This window comes from uncultured Shewanella sp. (genome assembly GCF_947497935.1).
Taxonomy (GTDB): domain Bacteria; phylum Pseudomonadota; class Gammaproteobacteria; order Enterobacterales; family Shewanellaceae; genus Shewanella.
In genome coordinates, this window is record NZ_CANMIO010000003.1 from 39201 (window position 1) to 65221 (window position 26021).

The window sequence follows — 26021 nt, forward strand, 5'->3', positions numbered from 1 at the left end:
GCTCCCTTATGAGGGAGCTTTTTTATATCTGATAAATATTACTAATTTATAACCTACGAGCAATTCCAACCAATAAAAAACCGCTCGATAAAGAGCGGTTTTAATTATCTTTTGATTTAGCCTTTAATCACTAAACCAATGATTGTGTCGTCTTATTGCTTACAGGCTGCATCAGGCGAACAAGATTTGATGCGAAGTACTATGATGCTAATCACAAACAATACGCTACAAGCAATCAGACCCGCTGTAACAGACTCAGTGAAACCAAGCACTAAGTAACCGACCATACTGATCCCGGCAACGATAAGCGCATAAGGCAGCTGTGTCATCACGTGGTCAATATGGTGACAGTTTGCACCCGTTGATGACAAAATCGTGGTATCTGAAATCGGTGAACAATGGTCACCAAATACAGCGCCCGCAAGTACAGAAGCAAGCATTGGTAGCATCATACCTGTGTGGCTACCCATCGCCATATCGGCAGCGATTGGCAACATGATACCGAAGGTACCCCAGCTAGTGCCGGTTGAGAAAGCAGTTAAGCCTGCAAGAATAAATAGTACTGCTGGTAGCATAGCAAATGGAATGTTACCAGTCGCAAGGCTCGCCATATACTTACCGGTTTCTAACTGACCAATCACACCAGCAATAGTCCAGGCGAACAGTAAGATATAGATAGCCGGTAACATCGACTTAGCACCTTCAAATAGGCCTTTAGCTATCATCGACTTTTCAACACCTTGGTAGATAACCAAAGCTAAAGTTACCGCTAGACCAATTGCTGCACCAAAGAATAATGATGAACCCACATCGGTATTTTCAAATGCACCAATTAGGCTAAATGCTTGGCCCTTAGCCGCTAGTGCATCACCGCCGCTACTAACCATAAAGTAAAAAGTGGCAAACACTAATACAGTAATGGGTAGGAATAGCCCCATGATCTTACCAGTGTCCGCTTCAGGTAAGTCAGAGTTTGCTCCTGGTGGCAGACCTTTAGACGCATCGTAAAGCTCGCCCTTCTGCGCTTTTAATTCATGTTGACGCATTGGACCAATATCAAGACCCATCAAGGCAACACAAAGCAGCAGTAGCAGTGCGAAAATCGCGTAGAAGTTCATCGGGATCATCTGCACAAACACACTTAGGTGGCCTGTATCAGTAAATCCGTGCGCAGTTAAAATACCGCCAATCAAGGCGATAATATATGCGCCCCAGCTCGATACTGGTGAGATAACACAAATCGGTGCGGCAGTAGAATCTAGCAAGTACGCCAGTTTACTGCGAGAGATGTAGTATCTGTCGGTTAAGGGTCTTGCGACGCTACCAACAACTAAACTATTGAAGTAATCATCAATAAACACTACACAACCTAAGAACATAGTCAGTAGTTTAGCGTCGCGCTTATTGCGAATATGGTTACGCGCCCAGTCGGCGAAGGCCCTAGATGAACCGCTGACGGTGATCAAGGCAGTGATCATCCCAAGCAGTACAAGGAAGCCTAAAATATAAAGGTTCCAGCTATTTAGCGCACCATCATCCCAAACAAGAGCAGATACTTTTTCACCTAGGTATTGCGCTGTTTGCATGGCAGAGAAATCGGTAAGCAATAGTGCCCCCAATAAAATCCCCACACCCAGTGACAGTAGAACGCGACGGGTTAACATCGCAAGTACGATTGCCGCTACAGGAGGTAGCAGCGATAGAGCCGAATCGGCATAGCTTATAATTGTCATTGTTTTAATTTCTTCGCTAAATACGAATGGAGGCCGACTGAACTGGTGGGATATAGCAATAGATATCTGATTACACCTGTCCTATCAGTAGCGCTCCATAGCCATATTAATGGTTCGTCATTAATATAATTAATTCTTATCTTCCAGATAAGAAATACTATGGCAGTGCTGTCCCTATTTGGTCACAGCCCCAGCAACTAGCCCCGATATGCTATGTCACTTCGGCATCAAATCCTTTCTCGATAGATCAGCGGCATCACCCTACTTATCGATACTGATATTTAATGCACCTCTACTTCTCAGGACGCAATTTAAGACTAGCTCAAAAAGCGTGACGGACATAAAAACATAAGCGGCTTTAGAGATGCTACCCTAAAGCCGCTTATCGTGACACAGATCACGAACAATACCAAGTCAACCCACACCCATTAACAACTCGACTACCAGAATGATACAAGTTGACGGTCGACAGCGTTGCTCAGGGATCAAGCATTATATTAAAGCTTGGCTAATAATTCAGGTACCGCTTCAAACAGATCTGCCTCTAATCCATAGTCCGCAACTTGGAAAATCGGCGCCTCAGGATCTTTGTTAATCGCCACAATCACCTTAGAGTCTTTCATTCCCGCAAGATGCTGAATCGCACCTGAAATACCCACTGCGATATACAAATCTGGTGCAACAATCTTACCTGTCTGACCAACCTGCAAGTCATTTGGTACAAAGCCTGCGTCAACTGCAGCGCGAGAGGCACCAACTGCGCCACCTAATTTGTCGGCTAGCTGCTCTAAAATACCGAAGTTTTCGCTATTACCTAGGGCACGACCACCAGAAACAACTACCGATGCACTGCCTAGCTCTGGTCGCTCAGACTCTGTTAGACTCTGCTCAACAAACTCAGCTTGTGGTGCGATGTCTTGGGCAAGGGTCACACGCTCTGCATTACCATCAGATGCGACAGCATCAAACGCACTCGAACGTACCGTCATAACTTTCTTATCGTCTAGGCTCTGAACGGTGGCAAGTACACTACCTGCGTAGATAGGACGCACGAATGTATCACTGCTGACCACTTCTACGACTTCTGAAAGTTGAGACACATCCAAAAGCGCAGCCACACGTGGCAACACATCTTTACCAAAACTTGAGGCCGCAGCTAACACATGCTCAAAATCAGATGCGACGCCAAGCACGAGTTCAGAAATATTTTCGGCGAGATGGTTGGCATAAGAGGCTGAATCCGCAACCAGTACATTACGCACCCCTGCTAACTTTTGCGCTTCGCTTACCACGCCATCACAGTTATGTCCGACAACCAATACGTCTATGTCACCACCAATGGCTTGACCGCATGCAACCACTTTAGCGGTATCTAGCTTTAAACTGGCGTTATCGTGTTCTGCTAATACTAAAATTGCCATTAGATCACCTTCGCTTCATTCTTTAACTTTTCAACCAACTCATCGATAGACGCAACCATCACACCACCGCTACGCTCTGCTGGCGGAGCAACCTTAAGGATGTTCTGGTGAGACTTAAGGGTGACATCAAAATCTGCAGGTGTCAGAGCTTCTAGGGGCTTGCGCTTTGCTTTCATAATATTAGGAAGCTTGGCATAGCGTGGCTCATTTAGACGAAGGTCAGCAGTCACAACGGCTGGCAGCGGCAACTTGATTGTTTGTAACCCACCATCGATTTCACGGATCACAACCAGCTTATCGCCATCAAGTTTAACTTCTGAGGCAAACGTTGCTTGCGGCATCTTGGCAATAGCAGCAAGCATCTGTCCAGTTTGGTTGTTATCACCATCAATTGACTGCTTACCTAAGATCACCAACTCTGCCTGCTCTTTTTGTTGCACGGCATGAATTAGCTTGGCAATCGACAGCGGTACTAAATCTTCTTCTGTTTCGATATGAATAGCACGGTCAGCTCCCAACGCAAGTGCCGTTCTTAACTGCTCTTGCGATGCTTTAGGGCCGATGCTTAATACGACAATTTCAGAGGCGCTTCCTGCTTCCTTTAAACGAACGGCTTCTTCAACGGCAATTTCACAAAAAGGGTTAATCGCCATCTTTAGGTTTGCGGTATCAACACCTGTATTGTCAGCGTTAACCCTGACCTTAACATTGGCATCGACGACACGTTTAACTGGCACCAATACTTTCATAGGGCTTCCTTCTTACGTCTCTTATAATGTTCGAAATTAAGTAACCAGCCACAGATAGAACAGACTTGCGACTATTACCGAAATTAAAGCCACTTTACGTGCTGTTAACGTTAACGTCAACTAGGTTTCAAACGCCTGTTCGCCCTAGTTGACACAACATAAGCTTTTATTGAATTAAACACTCTTAAAACATTTATTAACCATCGATGATAGTTAAGTTATTCATATTAACGTTTTGACGATATAAATAATTCAAAAATAATATTTGATCCTCACCCAAATAGTTTCTATTATTTAACTCAATAAAGTTATTACCCATCTTATTCTTAATTGGACCTAAATAATTATGAGCGATTTTCTTGAAATATTGACACATGGTCGTCGTTTTAAAGCAGCGGTTAAAGACTTATCACTTAATGATTTAAAAGAACTGTCAGTAAAGCTAGAAAAAATCATTGAAGAAAAATCTTCTCAAGAAGCCGCTGAACAAGAAGCTATGGCTGAGCGTAATGCTAAAATTGAAGAGATCCGTAAGCAAATGGAAGCTATCGGTTTATCTGTTGATGATATCGGCGGCGCAGCAGTTAAAGCCGCTCCTAAGAAGCGTGCTCCTCGTCCAGCTAAATATCAAATTGAAGTTGACGGCGAAATGGTACAGTGGACAGGCCAAGGCCGTATGCCAACAGTATTTAAGAACCAACTTGAACAAGGCCGTACAATGGAAGACTTCTTGATCTAATATCAAGTCATCCAAACTAAGAGCCCTGCAACTGCGGGGCTTTTTCATTTCGAGGTTAAATTTTTCACATTGGTCGTTACAATTACTGCTTAGTCATTGTTAATAAGTTAGGATATGCTCACCATTTCCCTGTTTATCTAACAATAATAAGTAGAATAATGCGTAAACATATAATCAAAGTCCCCTTCGCTTTACTTAGCTTGTTATATAGCCAAGCGCTATTTGCTAATGAGCAATTGTCTGACAATACCCCTAGACTCACGGCATTAACCCATGCCAATCTGATGTTAGCACCGGGTCACACGCTGACCGATGCTACTCTGTTGATTAAAAACAATAAAATAAAAGCCGTTATCAAGGATAACGATATTCCGGATGGGGCATTTGAAATAGATTTGTCGGGGCACACTATATATTCTGGCTTTATTGATCCATTTACAGAATATGCCATCGATTATGAAAGAGAGGTTGAGGATAAATCAGGTCCCGTATATGAAATTAAACGGATCGGTGGTAATGCAAGCAATGGCGCAATCCATTCAGAAATGCAATGGTTCAATTATGTCTACCCAGATAAAGAACAAGCAAAGAAATGGATTGATAATGGTTTTACCAGTGTTCAATCTAGCTATTTAGATGGCATATTTCGTGGGCAGGGTGTGGCATTATCATTAGCGAATAAGAAAGCTAACGATGTTATATATAATGCACACACAAGCCAATTTATGGCGTTCAACAAAGGTTCTTCCGTTCAAGATTATCCACAATCTTTAATGGGCAGTATGGCATTAATTAGACAAACCTTGTCCGATGCAAATTGGTATAACCAAAATAAGAATAAAAGCTCAGGAGAGACGGTTGAGTTTAATATCGCATTTGAGCGACTAGCCGACGCCAAAAAGCAAAGTTTCATTTTTGAAACTAAAAACCTCAATAACCAGCTTAGAGCTGCTCGATTATTAAACCAACATGAATTAAGCGGTAGTCTAATTGGCAATGGTCGTGAATATGCAAGATTAACTGAATTAAAGTCCTATCCCTTCAGTCTCATTCTCCCTCTCAATTATCCTGCAGCTCCTGAAATAACCGACGGTGATAGTGAGCGCGAAGTTAGCCTAGCTCAATTAAGACATTGGGAACACGCTCCAAGTAATTTAGCCAAAATTGCAGATGCCGAAATTCCATTTGCATTAACACAGTACGGAATTGAGTCTGATAAATTTTGGCCTAGGCTTAAATTAGCACTTCAAAGAGGTTTGTCTGAGGAAGCGGCCCTAGCCGCATTAACGACCGACGCCGCTGAAATATCGGGAATCGATCATTTAGTCGGTAAACTCGAGCCAGGCTTCATGGCTGACTTAGTTATCACCGATGGCAATATCTTCGATGACGGTAAAATTGTCAGTATCTGGTTACAGGGTGAAGAGCGTCAACTCATCAACCGAGACCGAGCCCTGCTCGACATTCCCTATCAGCTGCAACTTAACGAGCTGACTTTCGATCTTAATATTAGTCAGTCTCCATCACTATCAGGCACACTTTCGAGTGGCGAAGGCACCATTGAGCTTGCCAATATTGATTACCAGCAAGGGCGTCTCACATTTAGCGCTGACCTCTCTGAGGCGGGATTTGATGGGATTAGCCGCTTTACTCTCTGGTTAGATGGGCAAGGCCTAACAGGTAGATTACTCGACAGCAACAACCAAGCAACGCCGTTTGGCGGAGTGAAGCTTGAAACGATTTCAATCGCTGATAAACAAAATAAGCCAGCAGAAGCCGCACTTATCTCTAAGTTAACTTCACCTAATGTGGCTTATGGTCTAACCGAACGTCCAGAGCAGGATAAGCTACACATTAAAAATGCCACCATCTGGACCTCCGATAAGAGTGGTGTCCTACCCAATAGCGACTTGATCATTTCCCGAGGCAGAATTGAAGAGATAGGCCAAAACCTCAAGACGCCTTCTGGTTATGCCAGCATAGATGCTACAGGTAAACATGTCACCGCGGGCATTATCGATGAGCACTCTCATATTGCGCTCAACGGCGGCACTAACGAAGGCACCGACGCCATCACCTCTGAGGTACGTATTGGCGATGTGATCAACCCAGACGATATTGCCATCTATCGCGGACTTGCTGGCGGCGTCACTACCGCACAAATACTTCACGGCAGTGCCAACCCCATTGGCGGGCAAGCACAAATCATTCAGCTTAAGTGGGGCGATAATGCCGAGCAGCTTAAGTTTGAAGATGCGCCCGCAAGTATTAAATTTGCCTTAGGTGAAAATGTTAAACAGAGTAACTGGGGCGATGATTTTACCCGCCGCTTCCCGCAGAGCCGTATCGGGGTGAAATCGCTGTTTAGTGAGGCTTTTAATGAGGCGATCGCCTACCGTCAAGATCAAGTCGATTATAAGAAGATGCGCTCAAGCGAACGCAGACGCACTGTGGCGCCCCAGTACAACTATCGCTTAGAGGCAATTGCCGAGGTACTGGAGCAAACCCGCAATATTCATATTCACTCCTATGTGCAATCTGAAATATTGATGTTTTTACGTCTTGCTGAGGCTTACAACTTCAAGATCAGCACCTTTACCCATATTCTTGAGGGCTATAAGGTCGCCGAAGAGATGGCCAAGCACGGCGCCCATGCCTCTACGTTCTCTGATTGGTGGGCATACAAGTTTGAAGTCTATGACGCTATCCCGCAAAACACCTGCTTGATGCAAAACAAAGGGGTACTCACCAGCATCAACTCTGACGACTATGAGATGCAGCGACGCCTGAATCAAGAAGCGGCAAAGTCTATGATGTATTGCGGTATGTCCGCAGAAGATGCATGGAAGATGATCACTATCAACCCAGCCATCCAACTCGGTATTGAAGATAAGGTCGGATCGCTTGTAGAAGGCAAGCAAGCCGATATCGTGTTGTGGGATAACCCGCCACTTTCTGTCTACGCTAAAGTAGACTCTACTTGGATTAAAGGTCGTCGCTACTTTAGTCGTGAGCAAGATGCGAATGCACAAACACAAGTTGCGACTGAACGCGCTTCACTCATCCAAAAAGTCCTTCGCAGCGATGATGCCCATAAACAAGGTGAGACACCTATAGAGTTAACCGAGCCTGAATGGCACTGCGATACCCACTTCAATGCATGGCAGCAGTCAGCTAAAGGAGCACTGTAATGATGTTAACAATCTCTTTTAAACCGACTGCTTTAATGCAGGCAGCCGCTCTAATGAGCCTACCTTTGTGTTTTATGGCAAATGCCCATGACATGCTACCAGCTAAGGCCCAAAGCCAAAGCATACTGTTTACTAACGCCACAGTGCACACTGTAACTAATGGCGTCATGCAAGACAGCGACGTACTGATTGTTGATGGTAAAGTTATTGCGGTGGGACAAGACCTCGATGGCTCTGACAGTGTACCTGCAAAGATCCAACAAGCCACAGCAGAAAATACAGCGCCAGAGCCTGACTATATAACCAAGCTCAACGGCGCACAGATCATCGACGCCTCGGGCAAGCACCTGTATCCCGGCTTGATTGCGCTAGACACCACCATGGGGTTGATTGAAGTGGAGATGATGCGCCCAAGCAATGACGCTTACGAGGTGGGTTACATCAACCCTCAGTTAGAGGCTATTTCAGCCTTTAACCCAGATTCAGAGATTATTCCTACCGTCCGTGTCAATGGGATTACCCATGCTCAAGTTGTGCCGCAAGGTGATGGTTTAGCAGGACAGTCGGCACTGGTGTCGATGGACAGTTGGACCATAGAGGATGCCTTAGTCGAGTCTGAACAACAGTTTCACCTTTACTGGCCCCATATTCGCTGGTTATCAAAAGATGCCGATAAGCGTAAAGAGCAGCAAGACGATTTAAAACACAGAATCGATAAAGTCTACGGCGCATTTTTAGATGGTCAACGCTATCAACTTGCCGCAAAGGCGGGCAATACGAAAAAGAAAGATCTTCGCTGGCAGGCCTTAGCGCCACTCTATGAAGGCAAGGCGCAGCTATTTGTTCATGCTCAGTCGCAAAAACAGATAGAAGAGGCCATCGCCTTAAGCAAACAATTTGGTTTTAAGCTGGTAATTGTTGGGGGCTATGATGCCTGGCGCGTAGCTGGTGCACTTGCCGAAGTTAACGCTAAGGTGATCTATAACCGAACGTTGACGCTTCCTAAACGTAACGATGAACCCATCGATCTGGCTTTTAAAATTCCAGCTCTGCTTAAACAGGCTCAGGTGCCCTTTGCCCTCGCCTTCTCGTCTGACTGGAATAGCCGTAATCTGCCTTTTGCTGCCGGCCAAACCGTTGCCTATGGCTTAACTAAAGAAGAAGCACTCAAGAGCATCACCTTAGATGCAGCCAAAGTGCTAGATATCCATGATATGGGGGCGATAGCACCAGGCTTTAGAGCCAATATCATCCTTGCAACGGGTGACATATTGGACCCAATGCAGGCGGGTATCGAGTCTATCTATATCGATGGCCGTAAAATTGATCTTAATAATCGCCATCAACAGCTTTATCAAAAGTATCTAAAGCGCTAAAATTTCAAACTTATAGTGCGTATAAAGCCGAACGGTAAAAAAGTGCTCATAATGAGCACTTTTTTATTGTAGCTTTAATCATCATAACGCCTCATTCATCTCAATAATAAAACAGGCCAACGACCATGAAATATCTCTTACCTTCAGTTTTTGTTCTTTTGCTCGGTGGCTGTGCGGGTGAGTACACCTTTAACAGTAATCTCGATAGCGACGCCATTAATGACTACTTTAAGGCGTCAGATGTCACTGTCTATGAAGGGACACTTCAGCCTGTTGGACCTTTTGAAGTGAAAGGCATGGTCGAGGGTGAAACCTGCCAAGTATCAGAAAATGATGCACCGGCTGCGATCAGTGAAGCCCGCACGCTTGCGCGCCGTGCAGCAGCAGACAAACAAGCCAATGGATTGGTAATAAAAAACTGTTTATTGATTGAAGAAGCCAGTCAAAACTGTGTAAGCCGCGCGCTTTGTGTCGGCCAAGCGATTGTTACAACCAACAACCAACAGTAATTATTTACTATTTTATAAGTAGCCTTAATGTCTTTTAATAGCCAAATTCAAGCCGTCGCCTATTGCCGCACCCCTTACAAACAGAAGTTTGGTATTCCCAGACAACCGGGGTTGGTCAGCGCTGCACGCGGCTTTGTCGAGTTAGCCCCGCCCTTTAGCCAAATCGATGCCGTTAGAGGCTTAGAGCAATACTCACATCTATGGTTGCTGTTTTGCTTCCATGAAAACCTAGCGGCAGGCTGGAAGACAACGGTGCGTCCTCCAAGATTGGGCGGTAATGAAAAACTGGGTGTATTTGCCACTCGCTCTACCTTCAGACCTAACGGTATTGGTCAGTCAGTGGTTAAGCTTCACGCTGTGCATACCCATAACGGCAAGGTGAGCCTTGAGATCTCAGGCATGGACTTGCTCGATGGCACCCCGATTATCGATATCAAGCCCTATATTCCATTTTCAGATTCAATCGAAAATGCTCAGGGAGGCATAGCCCAAGACGCCCCTATTTTAGCGAATGTATACTTTAGCAAACTGGCATTGGAACAAGTTGAGCAATATCAGCAAAATCCAGCTTATCCACGCCTACGTGAGCTTATTGAAGGCGTATTAGCGCAAGACCCTCGCCCTGCTTATAAAAAAGCCAAGGCCGACCCCAAATTATATCAAGTCGCTTTATATGACTTAGATATCTTGTGGGTGATCACAGATGCTGGTATCGAAGTGACAGAGTTAAGAGCTTCAACCTTAGGTAGAACTCAGCAGAAGAATCAAGACTAGATGAGCCCAATAAATCTGCCACCTGCACAACAGAAGCCGGACTACCAAACTCAGCATAAAAAGCGTCTGTCTTATATGCCATGGCTTTATTTCTCATTAAAAGAGAAGCACCTCCAGTGGGCCAAACCTTGGCAAAATGCGGTGCAAGCTCATTTTAGTGCGGTTGAAACCGTCTCTATTGGTGAGCGTTGTTTCATTGCGCCCGAAGCAAACCTGTTTGCCGAACCAGGACGTGATATCACTATAGGCGAGCAATGCATGATTGCCGCCGACAGCTTTTTACACGGCCCTATAACACTCGGCAATGAGGTGGCGATTAACCATGGTTGCTCCCTCGATGGCGGTCGTCATGGCATTAAAATTGGCAATCAGACTCGTATTGCCAATAACGTCACCATCTACGCCTTTAATCACGGCATGGCTCCCGATACACCTATCTATCAACAGGCGTCGAACTCAAAAGGTGTGGTAATAGGTGAAGATGTGTGGATTGGTGCGCAAGCTGGCATTGTCGATGGTGTAACCATTGGCAATCATGCGGTGATTGGCATGGGAGCAATTGTCACTAAAGATGTCGCCGACTACGCGATTATGGCCGGTAACCCTGCCCGAGTGATAGGCGATAGACGAGATAAGCTCTAACAGCTTCTCGCTTGCTTTATATCAAAAAGCTGCGACAGTGCAACTGCCTAAACCTAGAACTGCGTAAACCTAGAAGTGACTTTTGGTTTAAGTCACTTTTATGCCGCCCTACAAAATTTACCAACTCAGATTAACTCCAACAAAGTTTGCCCCTCAGTCATTCCCACTGTTTTAATTTTGGTTTAAAAACACATTTGAGCCGCGACATTTATCCACCTATATTTAAGGCTCATGTTTACTGCTTAGGTTTAGGTTTAGGCTTAGGTTTAGATTTAAGGCTTGCCTTTAAAGCTTAGGTTTTCCAATACTTGGCTTTTTAATTTTGATGGAGGGGTTATGCGTACACACGATATCTTGTGCCCAATAGACTTTTCAGAAACATCGACTCACGCCTTAGGCTATGCCGTTGAAATGGCAAGTTTATATAGGGTCAACATTAGGCTACTAAATGTGATGGGAATACCTAGTGTCGCACCGGATTTTGGCATAGTGATAAACGGCCCAACCGAGCAGCTTCAAGATCCAGAAGCCTATGCCAACGATAAGATGAAAGAAATTGTCGCAGAGGTGCGTGAGCAAGTCCCTAGAGGTTTAATGGTGCATACTAACGTTCGCAGCGGCGGCGTAGTTGAGCAAATATTACAGGAAGCCGACGAGCAACAAGTGGGCATGATAGTGATAGCCAGCAATGGTTTAACAGGCCTGTCTCACCTGCTAAACCCCAACGTCGCCGAAGCCATCGCCAATCAGGCTAAGTGCCCAGTTCTCGTGGTTAAATAATCCTAGCGACGAGTAGCACTGATGACGCCTTTATAGCCAGCTTGAAGCTTGGCAATTAGCACTGCATACTCAATAAAAGAAAACGACAAGAGCTAAAAACGCACTAACGACACCTAAGAAACTCAAGCTTCGTAGCACGGTCGATGAATACTGAGTCTGGATCTCAGGGTACATATAAAAGAAATATGAGATGGAAGGAACGCCAATATAAAAACTGCCTAACCTTGAATTTAACGGCAAGGTTAGGCTTGTTAATGTTAAGGCGTAGGTGAGAAAAAACAGCGTAAAATACCACTCTGAACGACCGAATTGCTTGTACTTAAAAGGCACAATAAGTAACGGTAAAAATATCAATTCCATTATCTAAACTTGTCTCTGAAAACGCCCTAGGATAGAGCGACTGCATCCGTCCTTAATCTAACACTTAGTTCGCTAATGAGATAGCCGTTATAAAGGCGCCCTTACGCTAAATTAACACTGAAAAGTATGCTTTGTTCATCTTAGCTCTGGTTCTTAAAGCTCACTGGTGACTGACGAGACTTATCGACCTCTAGTTTAAAAACATCCGGTCTCGAATAATGCCCGGCAACATCCAGCGCCCGCTTTGAGCTCGCCGCCTTTTCAACATCAATATCTAACAGTATATGCCCCTTCTCTTTAGACAAGGGGCCAGCCATGATTTCGCCGCTTGGGGAGACAATGGCCGAATCGCCAGGATTGATCCAGTCTTCATCGGCAGGGTAGAGTCTATCGAGTTCAGGAAAATCTTCTGGCAGATCTTTTCTTTGCAACGCAACACCACAGTTCAGTACCCAGCATTTCCCCTCTCTGGCAATATGCTGCATAGTGCCAATCCAAGCATCACCGCTGTCATAGGTTGGTGCGATATATATTTCTATCCCCTGTGAATACAAGGAGTATCTCGCCAATGGCATGTAATTCTCCCAGCATATTAGGCTACCAATTTTTCCAACTGGTGTAGTCATCACATTTAGGCCATGACCATCGCCAAAGCCCCAGACCATACGCTCTGGATTGGTCGGCATAAGTTTACGATGATGATTAACAATTTTCCCTTGGGGATCGATAGTGATGGCGGTGTTATAGATGGTGGACTGGCTATTGGCATTATCTCGCTCGTTTAATCCACAAACTAGCGTCACCGCCCTCTCTTTTGCAACGTCAAGCAAGGGCTTAAGATCATCCGATGATAAATCTACCGAGTTTTGTAGCAAACGCGTATGTAAGGCTTCACTCACCCCCCAGTCCCCCCCAGGTCTTAAGCGCCATATCCAGGCGGGGTAGCCAGGGATAAATGCCTCAGGAAAAACAATAAGCTCAGCGCCTTTTTCTGATACCGAGTGAACAATTTCAACGGCTTTTTCAATCGTAGCTTTTTTGTCTAGCACGCAAGGCGCTTCTTGAATGATTGCGACTTTTTTCATGATTTGCTCCCTTCCATTGAACAGTTGAGTTAATGCCATTTCATCGCTCCCATAGCAGGATGAGCTCCAGAAAATGTAAACTCGTGATCAGATGCCATATTCAAGTTTAGCTTAATCGAAGCAGACAGCTTGCCTGTCCACTCCTAGTCCAAGTCCAAGCATAGTCATAACCGATGCACCTATAATGAATGACATAATGAAGCGTAGATAAAGTGATAAAGGCAAACCTTCGCGACATGTCTATAGGCTGCTGTTGTGCTTAATTTTTAATAAGTTAAAGCGAATAGTTATCACTCATTAGTCTGTTGAGACAAAACAAAGCCAATAAATTCCACTTAATCACGAAATCCATAGGTGACAGAACCCCTACAAATGATAAAATAGCGCCCATTCAACTCAAATTTGGACACCGGTAATGCGCGTAAGCAAGTACCTGCTATCAACTCAAAAAGAAACTCCTGCCAACGCAGAAGTCGTTAGTCATCAGTTAATGTTACGTGCGGGTATGATCCGTCGTAATGCATCGGGCTTATACAGCTGGTTGCCGACAGGTTTGCGTGTACTACGTAAAATCGAAGCGATTGTTCGTGAAGAAATGAACAAAGCTGGCTCAGTTGAAATTCTTATGCCTATGGTTCAACCAGCTGATCTTTGGGTTGAAACGGGTCGTTTTGAAAAGTTTGGTCCTGAACTGCTTCGTTTCCAAGACCGCCACAACCGTGACTTCGTACTTGGCCCAACCCACGAAGAAGTGATCACTGACATCGTGCGTAAAGAGGTTAACTCATACAAGCAGTTACCACTTAACCTATACCAAATTCAAACCAAATTCCGTGATGAAGTTCGTCCACGTTTTGGTGTGATGCGTTCACGTGAATTCTTGATGAAAGATGCTTATTCTTTCCATATCGATCAAGAAACCATGGATGAAACCTATGAAGCGATGTTCCAAGCTTATAGCAACATTCTTACTCGCTTAGGCCTAGCCTTCCGCCCAGTTATGGCTGATACAGGTTCTATCGGTGGCAGTATGTCACACGAGTTCCACGTTTTAGCTAACAGCGGTGAAGACTTGATCGCTTACTCAACTGAAAGTGATTACGCAGCCAACATTGAAAAATGTGAAGCGCCACTGCCAACTGAAACTCGTCAAGCCGCAACCAGCGAAATGACCTTAGTTGACACACCAAACGCTAAAACGATTGCTGAACTTGTAGAACAGCACGGTATTGCGATTGAGAAAACAGTTAAAACACTTATCGTTAAAGGTGCGACTGAAGAAGCGCCATTAGTGGCTATCGTTATTCGTGGCGACCACGAGCTAAACGAAGTGAAAGCTGAAAAACTAGATGCAGTATTAGCACCATTTGAGTTTGCTGATGAAGCAGCTATCCGTGATGCGGTTGGCGCAGGCACGGGTTCTATCGGTCCTGTTGGCCTAAACATGCCTGTATTTGTTGACCACAGCGTTAGCATCATGAGCGACTTTGGCGCGGGTGCAAACCAAGATGGCAAGCATTACTTCGGTATTAACTGGGAGCGCGATCTTCCAGAGGCGCAAGCATTCGATCTACGTAACATCATCGAAGGTGAGCCTAGCCCATGTGGTAAAGGGACTATCGCATTACTTCGTGGTATCGAAGTCGGTCACATCTTCCAGTTAGGCACTAACTACTCTGAAGCGATGAACGCTAACGTACTAGATCAAAACGGTAAGTCACAGACGCTACTTATGGGCTGTTACGGTGTGGGCGTAAGCCGTATGGTTGCTGCTGCAATTGAGCAAAACAATGATGACCGCGGTATTATCTGGCCTGAAGCGATTGCACCGTTCACTGTTGGTATTTTGCCAATGAACATGCACAAATCGCATCGCGTTAAAGATATCGCAGAGCAGCTATATCAAGACCTAAACGATGCCGGCATGGAAGTGATGTTTGATGACCGTAAAGAACGCCCAGGCGTGATGTTTGCGGATATGGAGCTGATTGGTATTCCACACGTTGTGGTTATTGGTGATCGTAACATCGATAACGGCATGTTCGAATACAAGAATCGTCGCACCGGTGAGAAGCAAGATATTCCACTAGACCAAATCGTTGAGTTCTTAAAAGCGCAACAAGCTTAATCGCGGGTTCGCTAAACAGCTAGCTAGAACACGAAAAACGCCGATGACATCATCGGCGTTTTTTTATGTCAATATATCCGCATAAACTCCCCCCAATTACAAATTTGTTTGAGTTTCGCACTAACGACTTGAAGATCCTTGTGTACTCACATATTCTAAAAATAAGCAGTTGTTTTGAATAAGTTTTAGTTTTCAACCGATAAGGAGCGTCGAATTGCCAAATAAAACGGCCTTAGTATTGGGCGGTGGTGGCGCTAGGGCCGCCTACCAAGTTGGAGTACTCAAGGCGATAGTGCAGTTTTATCCTCGCAACCATGGCATTCCGTTTAGGATTATCTGTGGTACTTCCGCAGGTGCTATTAACGCCACCTCTATCGCGACCCATGCATCTTGCTTCCACTTAGGTGTACGTAAACTTGAATGGGTATGGCGACACATTCATGCTCGAAAAGTCTATCAAGCATCGATTCTTGGCGTACTAAATCACTTAAGTAAAATGGCCTTAAAAGGCTTGCAGAGTGATGGTGCCTCTAGCAGTCCTGGCAGCCTATTTAATAGCGACCCTTTAAGAAAGTTACTCAACGACTTAATTAGCTTTGAGCGAATAGACCGTAATATTACTAGCGGCGCACTCGAAGCCGTTAGTCTCGACACCTCATGCTATAACAACTCCCGCTCGGTCACTTTTTTTCAGGCGAACCCTCACGTGGAGAATTGGCAAAGAGATAGACGGCATGGCTTGCGTACTCGCTTAAATACCGATCATCTACTAGCAAGCTCGGCTATCCCTATGGTATTTCCCTCAGTGCGTTTAAATCAGGAATACTACGGTGATGGCTCAGTACATCAGTTAGCGCCACTGAGCAGCCCAATTCATTTGGGAGCTGAAAAAATCATGGTGATTAACCTTGAGAGCCCCCATAAAATTCAACCCAAAGAGCTTGAGCACCATCCAAAGACTGCGACGATAGCCGGTCACCTACTCGACACTATTTTCTCTGATACACTCAATAGCGATCTCGAAAGGCTGGAACGGATCAATAACACCCTAGATTTGATCCCAGAAGAAAGTAAAAGCAAATTAGCGCTTAAAAATATTGAAACCTTAGTGATTAAGCCCAGTGAAGATCTCAGCGCGATGGCATCTCGCTACTTTCAAGATATGCCGTTCGCCATTAAATCAATGATGAAGGTGCTTGGAATAAACGAGCACTCCGATTCGAGTATTGTTTCTTATCTACTGTTTGAGCAAGGCTACTGCAGTGCCTTAATAGAATTGGGCTATGAAGATGCTATGTGTCAGATTGATGAGATTAAGCATTTTTTTAATATCAATTAATATTAGAAAATCAATTGACGTTAGAGTTAGCTTCCTGTGCCAACAGCACGTTCACCACACTCTTGCCCCAGTCTTTATAGATCAATTCTCCTGGATGAAAGCCATCCGTTGCCATTGCATCACAATTAAGTTGATGACCAAAATCTAACAGGGTAAATCTTGGTTCTTGCCGTGCATAGCGCAGTAACTGTCGATTGAAGGCCTGGCTGCGTTGACCTAGAAACCAACGCAATGGCTGGGGCAGTACAGGGAAATCTCCCATAGGCGGCACCCGTGTCAGTATTAAGTGCCGACAGTTCAGTTCTTGAATGATGAGATCGATTAAGGCTTGCTGTTGTCTTATCCATTTATTGACGGTTAATGGGCTTAGGACATCATTTACGCCAAGCGAGACGACAACAGCCTCAAAGCGCATGTCCCCCTGCTTAGCTAACGCTTGTTGTAACATATCAATGGTTTGCGCTGTGTTATACCCTGATTTTGCCAGTAATCGCCAATCAACCTGATAACGCTTGGCAAGCGCGCTTACTACCACCCCAGCTAATGCCTGCTGCTGACTCGCGACGCCGACTCCAGCAGCAGCACTGTCACCCAAAATCAGTACCGATAATCCAGCGCCACTTCCCACCGCCCCTTCTCTAGGCCCTGCAGCTTCAGGTAATTTCGGGGTGTTTTTCTTAACTTTATGGCCTTGTAAAAACAAGAAGGGGGCCAACAAGATAAAAAAGAGATAATGCACGACTTCACTCCTTGGGCTTGCAGCAACGAGAGTTTAGCTACGTCTATTCGATAACCGTTAATTATAGCGACATTTAGCTATACCGGCGTAAAGTGCGACTTAACCTTGCAATAAATATATCTCTGCTTTTTCCATGCGCCTAGGCTTGCCTAGCAAGATAAGAATATCACCTGGTTTTATTTGCCAATCTAGTTCCGGATTCTCGACTTCTGCACCGGCTCGCCTTACCGCTCTTAACTCCACCCTGAGTTTCTCCCAAGGGATCTGAGATAAGGTTTGCCCCACCGCATTAGCGCCTTTCGGTAAAGCAACCGCATGCAATAACTCCAAAGTAAAATCGGTTTCGGCTCCTGAAAAAAAGCCGTGTAGGTATTGATAATGGTTTCGCCGCTCTGATTCGAGGCGCTTTAAAATTCGCGCCAAGGGCACACCACACTGATAAAGCACCTGCGACACCAACATCAAGCTACCTTCCAGTGTTTCAGGGATAACTTGGCTGGCACCCGCCTGTTCTAACTCTTCCATTCCTGAGTCATCACGGGTGCGGACGAGAATTTTAGCTTCTGGAGCAAGTTGCCTACATAGAGGCAAGACCTCTTCGAGTATTCGCTCGCTACTGAAGGTCAGTACGATAAGCTTTGCATCACGGATCTTGGCCTGCTTAAGGATACTTCTCTTGCAGACATCCCCAAAATAAACAGGCTCTCCCGCCGTTCTCGCCTCCGAGACCCTTTTGGGGTCAAGATCTAGGACTAAATAAGGGATGGCTTCTGTTTTCATAAATCTTGCTATGGTTTGGCCGACGCGGCCATAACCTAAGATTAAAACCAGATCCCCTTTACTATCTATTTGTACATTGAGTGGCTCGCTATTATCAGCCTTTGGCTTTAACCCTTGGAGCATTCTGGCAATATCCACGCTATGACGCACCAACCAAGGTGCTAACGCCATAGATAACACCGCTACCATCACCAGCATGGTACTAATTTTAGCATCGAGTAATTGATAATTGACAGCCAATGCCAATACTACAAAGCTGAACTCTCCCACCTGCGCCAAAGTCAGTGCCGCTGCCACCGAAGAGCGAAATGACTCTTTTGCAAACCTGAGTAATGAAAAGATGATAAGTGACTTACCTAAGATAACGGCAATCAGAATTAAGATAATTTGCCACCAAAACTGCGCCACTAGCCTAAAGTCCAGTAACATACCTATGGAGATGAAAAACAGCCCCATCAATAGATCTCTAAAGGGGCGAATATCGGCCTCAAGCTGACGTCGATACTGACTCTCCCCAAGTAGCATACCCGCCATAAAGGCACCCAATGCCATAGATAAGCCCAACCACTGCGTGATTGCACCTGTCACTAAGGCAACGACTAAGGTCGACAACACGAACAACTCGTTAGAGCGTGAGCGCGCCACCTCATCGAATAACTTAGGCAGGGCCCACTTACCAAACGCCATCAAGGCAACAAAGGCGAGAACCCCTTTAAGTAAACCATAAACCACATCGCTCCACATCAAGGCGTCACCATCGCTAGCCAAGATGGGCATAAGAATTAACAGTGGAACGACGGCAATATCTTGAAATAACAGCACGCTGACGGACAGCTCACCATGACGGCGCCTCAGCCAGCCCTGCTCATTGAGGAGTTTAAGCACAATCGCAGTGGAAGAAAGTGCGATTGCAGAGCCCACGATAACAGACTCGGTTACGCTAAGATTACATAATAGAGCGATTCCCGTACTCAAAATCGTGGTCACAACGACTTGAGCGCTACCTAAACCAAATACTGTACGGCGCATAGCCCAAAGCCTTGGTACTGAAAACTCAAGTCCTAAGCTAAACATTAGCAATACGACGCCGAGTTCAGCAACCGACTGCATCTGATGCTGAGTAAACCAATGAAAACCACTTGGACCGCTTATCACCCCTGTCACCAGATAGGCCAAGATAGCTGGCAATTCGGCACGCCTTAATATGGCAATTGAAACAATAGCAATGACCAGCATCAGCAATATTTGAATCAGAAAGCTGTGTTCCATGCGTGCGGTGTACTCCTTAGCCCATCGATATCCGTCAAAATATCGACACCAATGTTTTTCATCCGATTAACTAGAGATTAACCGAATGACAAATAAAGACAAATGATTATTGCTATCACACCTATTTCAGCCTGCTCCAGATGCTGTTGCTAGTTCAAGTTCAATACCGTTGAAATAAGGAATAATTACAGTGAAAGCTAATTTATGCGATTAAACGAAGTCAAACTCTGCCTAAAAGACCAATTAATGAGTCTCAAGTTGCCATCAACTCTCGGGTTGACCACGCTTGCCGAACTCGACTTCAACGCTTGGGTCAACACAGAATGGGGAAATCGGACTCGTTAAGGACTAGCCAATTAGCCTGTAAAGGCTACCTCAAACCACAAATAAACAACCAACGACAGTTATAAGGCACGATTTTTGCTTATTAAATAAGGTAAGTCATATTGACGCTGTAACAAAAACACTGGGAGAAAAACCAATGGAACTTGGCTTAGCAACAGAGTTCTTCCCTATCAAGTATCGCCAACAGACTGAGATAGGAATGTCGACGTCGTTGGATATAGATCTTGTCAATATTATTCAGCAACTGCATAAACACTTAGATCCTAGGACAGTGTTTGCCTGCTTTGGCCAGATTATGGGACAACATTTGCCGCTCTATGGTGTGCGTCTAACTTATAAACAATACCAGTTTCATTGGGGTCAGCCGCATGGCTATGACTTCGAGCAAAAACTGACCTTTGCCGACCATCAAGTTATCATTAACTATAATCTAAAAAGTACCTTGGTGCCGTCGCAAACCTTAATGTTGAATCAGCTCAAAGATCTAGTCTTACAGCCACTTATTAACGCCATTCAATATCAAGAGATGTCTCAACAAGCCATGTATGATGCTCTCACTAAGCTAGGCAATCGACATTACTATCAACAATCTCTAAAAAAGGAGATTGCTCGGGCTAAGCGTAACCAAGGTAGTTTTTCTCTCATCATCTTGGATTTAGACAATTTTAAACAACTCAATGATGATTTTGGCCATCAGTTAGGTGACAGTGCTTTAATTGAATTTGCCGACATGCTCAATGCCACGATAAGAGACACTGACCAAGCATTTAGGATTGGCGGGGATGAATTTACTTTGTTGGTTCAAGCCGATGTTGATGAGGCTAGAATTTTATGCAATAGGATCCTCACTGCGCTTGTCAATCATCACAGCTTAGATAAGTATCAAGTAAGTACCAGTATGGGGGTTACCCAGTGGCGGGATAATGATACAGAGAAAAGCCTATATCAGCGAGCCGATAATGCCTTATATGAAGCCAAAGCGGCAGGTCGACAATGCTACCAAATTTGTGCCGCTTAATCGGTGTCAGATGGCTTGAGGATTCTAGACAGAGTCAACTGCTCACTCAAGCGTATCTAGACTTAGCTTGAGTCCCAAGGCGTGCTCACTGGCTAAATAGGATTTCTCTATCCAGTAGCCACAAGCGGCGACGAGTTTGCCGTCATAACACAGTAGCGGGACTCGCCCACGCTCCCAAGGGGGTAATTCGAGTTCTTGCCACAACTTCTTTAGCTCGCGCCCCTTACTACGGTTATGGGGCTGACATCGCGTACTACCAGGCAATGCAAACACAATAGAAACCACCTCTGAGTCAGTTGGTATTCTAAGTCGAGCTCCAGTAGTACTGGTTTGCGCAGAGAGATGGCGACCGGTTGGCAACGCAACTTCACCACTCAATAACACTTGGATATTGCTAAGTGTTAATGCGGAATAGGCATTTTTTGTTTTATGCTGCATCAAGCTTGGCGATAAAAAATAACCATTTCGCTTAAAGCGCCGAATAACAACATCTGCGAGCCGAATCTCCACACTCGCATCCGCCTTCGCCTCTAATAACTGAGTTAAGATCTGCTCACCTTGCACCTTAGAGGGTGGCGCAAAACCTAACGACTCCATATGACCACGTAGCAACAGTGATTGCCAAGCTTTTGAGAAAGTTGCAAGCTTGTCTAAATCTAGGGTGCACTCCCCCGCTTTTTGGCGCTGAAGTTGCGGTAACCTAAGTGCAGTCTCTTCATCGATAACAGATTGCTGCAGTGCACATAACTCGGCGCTGCGACTTGCCGTTGCCGCAATGGCACTCCAGCGCTGTTTTAATGTGGGAATGACCTCTAAACGAAGAAAGTTTCTGTCGTACTTATCGTCAAAATTACTTTCATCTTCAATATGGGCAATTTTGTGTTGTTTTGCGTAGGCTTCAATCTCTGCTTTACTGAAATCCAGCAGGGGCCTTATCAGCCAATTCTCTTGCTCAAAACGCTGCACCTTGCCCATGGCGGCTAACCCTTTAGGGCCCAGGCCTCGCTTCAATGCTAGCAGAACGGTTTCGAGCTGATCGTCTTGATGGTGCGCCGTCATTAACACATCACCTTGTTCCAGCTCCGATAACAAGGCCTGATAACGAACAGTGCGCGCCTGAGCCTCGACGCTCACCCGTGGGGCGAGCTTAACTTCGACTCGTTTAATCGCGCAGTCAAGTCCGTAGTGCTGCGCCTGAGTTCGACAGTGCTCGACCCAAGTGTTGGCATTGGAGCTTAAGCCGTGATGAACATGGACCAGAATGCACACAACATCTAAATTGGCTTTAGCGAACTGTGACAGACCATGAGCCAGAATTTCTGAGTCAACACCGCCACTGTATGCCAGTACCAGCTTACGCTTTTTCAGACAAGCTTGTTTATCCGCTAACTCTGTTTCCACTGAACGCTGAGGTAGTAGCTTAATACACTCCGAAATAGAGGCGGCAATATTCATTTAAAAACTGTTTACCTTAAAGTAGTGCTCATCTTAAAAAACGATTCTAACCTTACCCGATCCGGTTAACGACTCCAGCGCCAACATCAGCTCATCAGTCGGGTTTACGCGCCACTCATCCCCTAGGGTAAATTGTGCTTTTGATTGCGGCTGAGCATAGTTTATCAACACAGGTACAGCTCCGGCTTTCCAAGGTTCTACTGCAGCCTGAAATTCATTCAACCATTGAGCATTAATCTTATCTGACTGCAGGTCCACCTCTACCGCATTGGCAAAGTGACTTCTTGCCTCGCCCATATCGATGATGTTACGCGCAGTCATCCGGTTACCACCTGAGAAGTCATCAAAGCTCACTTCCCCTTCGATAATCAAGATGCGGTCTTTCTCTAGCAGATGATTAAACTTCTCGAAGGCCTCGGTAAATAACATCACCTCTAGACGTGCACTCTTATCATCGAGCGTCACCAAGCCCATTTTAGAGCCTCGCTTGGTCATCATCACGCGTGTTGCAACCACAAGACCCGCAGCCTTCATTGTCTTACCGCGATCCGTTGGATGCACATCCTTCAATCGGCCTGACGTATAATGTTTAAGCTCTTTCAGATACTGATTTATCGGGTGACCAGTCAAGTAAAGGCCTAAGGTATCCCGCTCTCCTTCTAGCCAGACTTTATCGGGCCAAGGCGTACAATCAACAAATTGCTGTTTGCTGTCTTCAGGCTCACTGTTGAGCAAACCAAACATATCGTGCTGACCGATAGCTTCAGCTTTGGCATGTTGATCCGCAGCGCGAATCGCCTCTGGCAAAGTTGCCATCATTGCGGCGCGGTGTGGCCCTAAATTATCGAGCGCACCAGCGCAGATAAGCTTTTCAATCACTCGGCGGTTAAGCTTCTTCAAGTCAACACGAGCACAAAAGTCGAACAAGTCGATAAACGGTCCGTTCTCGCGAGCGCTAAGAATTGATTCAACTGGGCCTTCACCCACGCCTTTAACCGCGCCAATGCCGTAAACAATGTTTAAATCATCATCAACGGTAAACCTAAATAAGCCCTTATTCACATCAGGTGGTAGCAATGGCATTCCCATGCGTTCACACTCGTCTACCAAGGTAACAATCTTATCGGTGTTATCCATATCGGCTGACATTACCGCCGCCATAAACTGCGCAGGGTAGTGAGTTTTAAGCCAAAGTGTCTGATAGGATACTAATGCGTATGCAGCCGAGTGAGATTTGTTAAAACCGTAACCGGCGAACTTTTCCACCAAGTCGAAAATTTTCATCGACAGCGGCCCATCGACGCCATTTTTTATCGCACCAGCCTCGAACGTACCACGCTGCTTAGCCATCTCTTCAGGCTTTTTCTTACCCATCGCACGACGAAGCATATCCGCGCCGCCCAAGGTGTAGCCAGCAAGTACCTGTGCAATCTGCATTACCTGCTCTTGATACAAGATAATACCGTAAGTTGGCGACAGTAACTCTTTTAGTGACTCATGTTGATACTCAGCATCAGGATATGACACTTCTTCTCGACCGTGCTTACGCTCAATAAAGTTATCTACCATGCCCGATTGCAGTGGGCCCGGTCTAAACAGTGCTACCAGAGCGATCATATCTTCAAAGCAATCTGGCTGAAGGCGCTTAATCAAATCTTTCATACCACGGGATTCCAACTGGAATACCGCGGTTGTTTCATAACGCTGCAGTAACTTAAAGCATTTAGGATCGGTTAATGAAATCGATTCGATTCTTACCCGCTCTTCACCATTTTTATCCTTAACAGCGTTCACCATCTGCAACGCCCAGTCGATAATGGTAAGCGTTCGTAGACCCAAGAAGTCGAACTTAACCAGACCCGCGGTTTCAACATCATTCTTATCGAACTGAGTAACTGGGTTTAAGCCTTCGGTATCACAATAAATTGGTGAGAAGTCAGTAATTTTGGTTGGCGCGATAACCACACCACCGGCGTGCTTACCAGCGTTACGAGTCACCCCCTCAAGGATACGGCACATGTCGATAAGATCTTTGACTTCCTCATCGGCGTCATAAGATTCTTGTAAACCAGGCTCAACCTCAAACGCCTTAGCCAAGGTCATACCCGGCTCTGCAGGGATCATCTTTGAAATACGGTCAACAAAACCATAAGGGTGACCAAGTACACGGCCAACATCTCGAATTACAGCCTTAGCCGCCATGGTACCGAAGGTAATAATCTGTGATACCGCATCACGACCATATAGGTCTGCAACGTGATCGATTACCTCATCACGTCTATCCATGCAAAAGTCGACGTCGAAGTCGGGCATAGATACACGTTCAGGGTTCAAGAATCGCTCAAACAGAAGGTCATATTCGAGTGGGTCCAAATCGGTAATTTTAAGGGCGTAAGCCACCAAGGAACCCGCACCCGAACCACGACCCGGACCAATTGGAATATCGTTATCTTTACCCCACTGAATAAACTCCATTACGATAAGGAAGTAACCAGGGAATCCCATCTGGTTAATCACCTTGAGCTCAATATCAAGACGCTCATCGTATTCAGGACGCTTTTCGGCCCTGACTTCAGGGTCTGGGAATAAGAACTCTAAACGCTCTTCTAAGCCTTTTTCAGACACATCAACCAAGAAATCTTCGATGGTCAAATCACCCGTTGGGAAGTTAGGCAGGAAGTATTCGTGCAATCGGACGGTAACGTTACAGCGCTTAGCGATCTCGACAGTGTTTTGAATCGCTTCTGGAATATCTTCAAACAGCTCACACATCTCATCGCTGCTTTTTAAATACTGCTGGTCGCTGTATTTCTTTGGTCTGCGAGGATCTGCAAGAGTAAAGCCATCGTAGATGGCTACGCGAATTTCGTGAGCATCAAACTGTTCTGGCTTGTTAAATACCACTTGGTTTGTCGCAACCACAGGTAAGTCTTTTTGCTCGGCGAGCTCTACTGCCATGTGCAGATAACGCTCTTCATCTGGGCGTCCTGTTCGCAGCAGCTCTAAATAATATCGATCTGGGAAGTGGGTTTGATAAAACTCAATTAAGCTATCTACTTGTGCTTTGTTTTCTTTGAGCAGCGCACGACCGATATCACCATCTTTACCACCAGATAATAAAATGAGTCCTTCGCTGTACTTGGCCAGCCACTCATGATCAATTACCGCTTTATCGTTAATGTTACCGCGTAAGTAGGCATCACTGATCAATAACGTCAGATTAGAATAACCTGTATTGTCTATAGCAAGCGCGGTGATCGAGCAAAAGTCATCAAACCCTGGCACTTGAACCCAAAAGTCGGTACCAATAATCGGTTTAATACCGTTGTCATGGCAGCCACCATAAAACTTCACCAAACCACACATATTGGTCTGATCCGTTAAGGCAACCGCAGGCATACCCAATTCAGATACTTTACCTAAAATGGGCTTAACTTTTGAGAGTCCATCAGACATAGAGAAATCACTATGGACGCGTAAATGCACAAAACGTGGATCAGACATAATATGGAGTATCTTTCTTTATGATAGATGAAGACTGCTGGTCAATCTTACAGGGTAAAACATGGGCCAACAGCAAACAAGTTAA

The 26021-nt window shown here is 45.3% G+C and carries 18 protein-coding genes and 1 riboswitch; of the genes, 10 read left to right on the top strand and 8 right to left on the bottom strand.

Annotated elements, in window-relative coordinates; translation table 11 throughout:
• Positions 1-152: 152 nt before the first annotated feature.
• The 3 genes from Q1A86_RS04190 to Q1A86_RS04200 form a co-directional block, all read right to left on the bottom strand.
• Entirely contained in the window at positions 153-1733 is a 1581-nt protein-coding gene (locus tag Q1A86_RS04190) for a Na+/H+ antiporter NhaC family protein (protein WP_299803234.1), read from the bottom strand.
• 80 nt (positions 1734-1813) lie between these two features.
• Positions 1814-2036, bottom strand: a riboswitch (Lysine riboswitch).
• Positions 2037-2230: 194 nt separating this feature from the next.
• The gene (locus Q1A86_RS04195; RefSeq protein WP_299803236.1) at positions 2231-3154 is read right to left on the bottom strand and encodes an FAD-binding protein; all 924 of its coding nucleotides are present in this window, start codon (positions 3152-3154) and stop codon (positions 2231-2233) included.
• Complete coding sequence (locus tag Q1A86_RS04200; RefSeq protein WP_299803238.1) at positions 3154-3903, bottom strand: electron transfer flavoprotein subunit beta/FixA family protein; 750 nt, start codon at positions 3901-3903, stop codon at positions 3154-3156. Before Q1A86_RS04200 ends, Q1A86_RS04195 begins: the two co-directional genes overlap by 1 nt.
• Before the next feature lie 346 nt (positions 3904-4249).
• On the opposite strand from Q1A86_RS04200, the gene Q1A86_RS04205 reads away from it, so the two are divergent.
• The 7 genes from Q1A86_RS04205 to Q1A86_RS04235 all read left to right on the top strand — a co-directional run bounded on the left by Q1A86_RS04205 (position 4250) and on the right by Q1A86_RS04235 (position 11914).
• Positions 4250-4642, top strand: coding sequence for an H-NS family nucleoid-associated regulatory protein (locus Q1A86_RS04205; protein WP_299803240.1), 393 nt, complete (start codon positions 4250-4252; stop codon positions 4640-4642).
• A 158-nt stretch (positions 4643-4800) separates the two neighbouring features.
• Positions 4801-7833 carry an amidohydrolase family protein gene (locus Q1A86_RS04210; RefSeq protein WP_299803242.1) on the top strand — a complete coding sequence of 1011 codons (3033 nt, stop codon included), beginning with the start codon at positions 4801-4803 and terminating at the stop codon, positions 7831-7833.
• A 35-nt stretch (positions 7834-7868) separates the two neighbouring features.
• Positions 7869-9209: an amidohydrolase family protein gene (locus Q1A86_RS04215; protein ID WP_299803914.1), complete on the top strand. Its 1341-nt coding sequence runs from the start codon at positions 7869-7871 to the stop codon at positions 9207-9209.
• 125 nt (positions 9210-9334) lie between these two features.
• Positions 9335-9718 carry an Rcs stress response system protein RcsF gene (gene rcsF, locus Q1A86_RS04220; protein ID WP_299803243.1) on the top strand — a complete coding sequence of 128 codons (384 nt, stop codon included), beginning with the start codon at positions 9335-9337 and terminating at the stop codon, positions 9716-9718.
• 27 nt (positions 9719-9745) lie between these two features.
• Positions 9746-10492: a tRNA (N6-threonylcarbamoyladenosine(37)-N6)-methyltransferase TrmO gene (gene tsaA / locus Q1A86_RS04225; protein ID WP_299803245.1), complete on the top strand. Its 747-nt coding sequence runs from the start codon at positions 9746-9748 to the stop codon at positions 10490-10492.
• Positions 10493-11134 (top strand): acyltransferase, encoded by a 642-nt coding sequence (locus tag Q1A86_RS04230; RefSeq protein WP_299803247.1) that lies wholly within the window; start codon positions 10493-10495, stop codon positions 11132-11134. It abuts the gene before it with no gap.
• Between the two features lie 336 nt (positions 11135-11470).
• Entirely contained in the window at positions 11471-11914 is a 444-nt protein-coding gene (locus tag Q1A86_RS04235; protein ID WP_299803249.1) for a universal stress protein, read from the top strand.
• 500 nt (positions 11915-12414) lie between these two features.
• Here Q1A86_RS04235 and Q1A86_RS04240 read toward each other — a convergent pair whose 3' ends face one another.
• Entirely contained in the window at positions 12415-13359 is a 945-nt protein-coding gene (locus Q1A86_RS04240; RefSeq protein ID WP_299803251.1) for a carbon-nitrogen hydrolase family protein, read from the bottom strand.
• Positions 13360-13774: 415 nt separating this feature from the next.
• On the opposite strand from Q1A86_RS04240, the gene Q1A86_RS04245 reads away from it, so the two are divergent.
• The gene (locus Q1A86_RS04245; protein ID WP_299803253.1) at positions 13775-15487 is read left to right on the top strand and encodes a proline--tRNA ligase; all 1713 of its coding nucleotides are present in this window, start codon (positions 13775-13777) and stop codon (positions 15485-15487) included.
• A gap of 214 nt (positions 15488-15701) precedes the next feature.
• The gene (locus tag Q1A86_RS04250) at positions 15702-16826 is read left to right on the top strand and encodes a patatin-like phospholipase family protein (protein WP_299803256.1); all 1125 of its coding nucleotides are present in this window, start codon (positions 15702-15704) and stop codon (positions 16824-16826) included.
• Between the two features lie 10 nt (positions 16827-16836).
• On the opposite strand, the gene Q1A86_RS04255 is transcribed toward Q1A86_RS04250, so the two are convergent.
• Together Q1A86_RS04255 and Q1A86_RS04260 are read right to left on the bottom strand one after the other, a co-directional pair.
• Positions 16837-17565, bottom strand: a complete 729-nt coding sequence (locus Q1A86_RS04255; protein WP_299803258.1) for an SGNH/GDSL hydrolase family protein — start codon at positions 17563-17565, stop codon at positions 16837-16839.
• 99 nt (positions 17566-17664) lie between these two features.
• Positions 17665-19614 (bottom strand): monovalent cation:proton antiporter family protein, encoded by a 1950-nt coding sequence (locus Q1A86_RS04260; RefSeq protein ID WP_299803261.1) that lies wholly within the window; start codon positions 19612-19614, stop codon positions 17665-17667.
• A 481-nt stretch (positions 19615-20095) separates the two neighbouring features.
• On the opposite strand from Q1A86_RS04260, the gene Q1A86_RS04265 reads away from it, so the two are divergent.
• Positions 20096-20977, top strand: coding sequence for a GGDEF domain-containing protein (locus Q1A86_RS04265; RefSeq protein WP_299803263.1), 882 nt, complete (start codon positions 20096-20098; stop codon positions 20975-20977).
• Between the two features lie 42 nt (positions 20978-21019).
• On the opposite strand, the gene tilS is transcribed toward Q1A86_RS04265, so the two are convergent.
• Together tilS and dnaE are read right to left on the bottom strand one after the other, a co-directional pair.
• Entirely contained in the window at positions 21020-22432 is a 1413-nt protein-coding gene (gene tilS / locus Q1A86_RS04270; protein ID WP_299803266.1) for a tRNA lysidine(34) synthetase TilS, read from the bottom strand.
• Between the two features lie 33 nt (positions 22433-22465).
• Complete coding sequence (gene dnaE / locus Q1A86_RS04275) at positions 22466-25936, bottom strand: DNA polymerase III subunit alpha (RefSeq protein ID WP_299803268.1); 3471 nt, start codon at positions 25934-25936, stop codon at positions 22466-22468.
• Positions 25937-26021 lie beyond the last annotated feature (85 nt).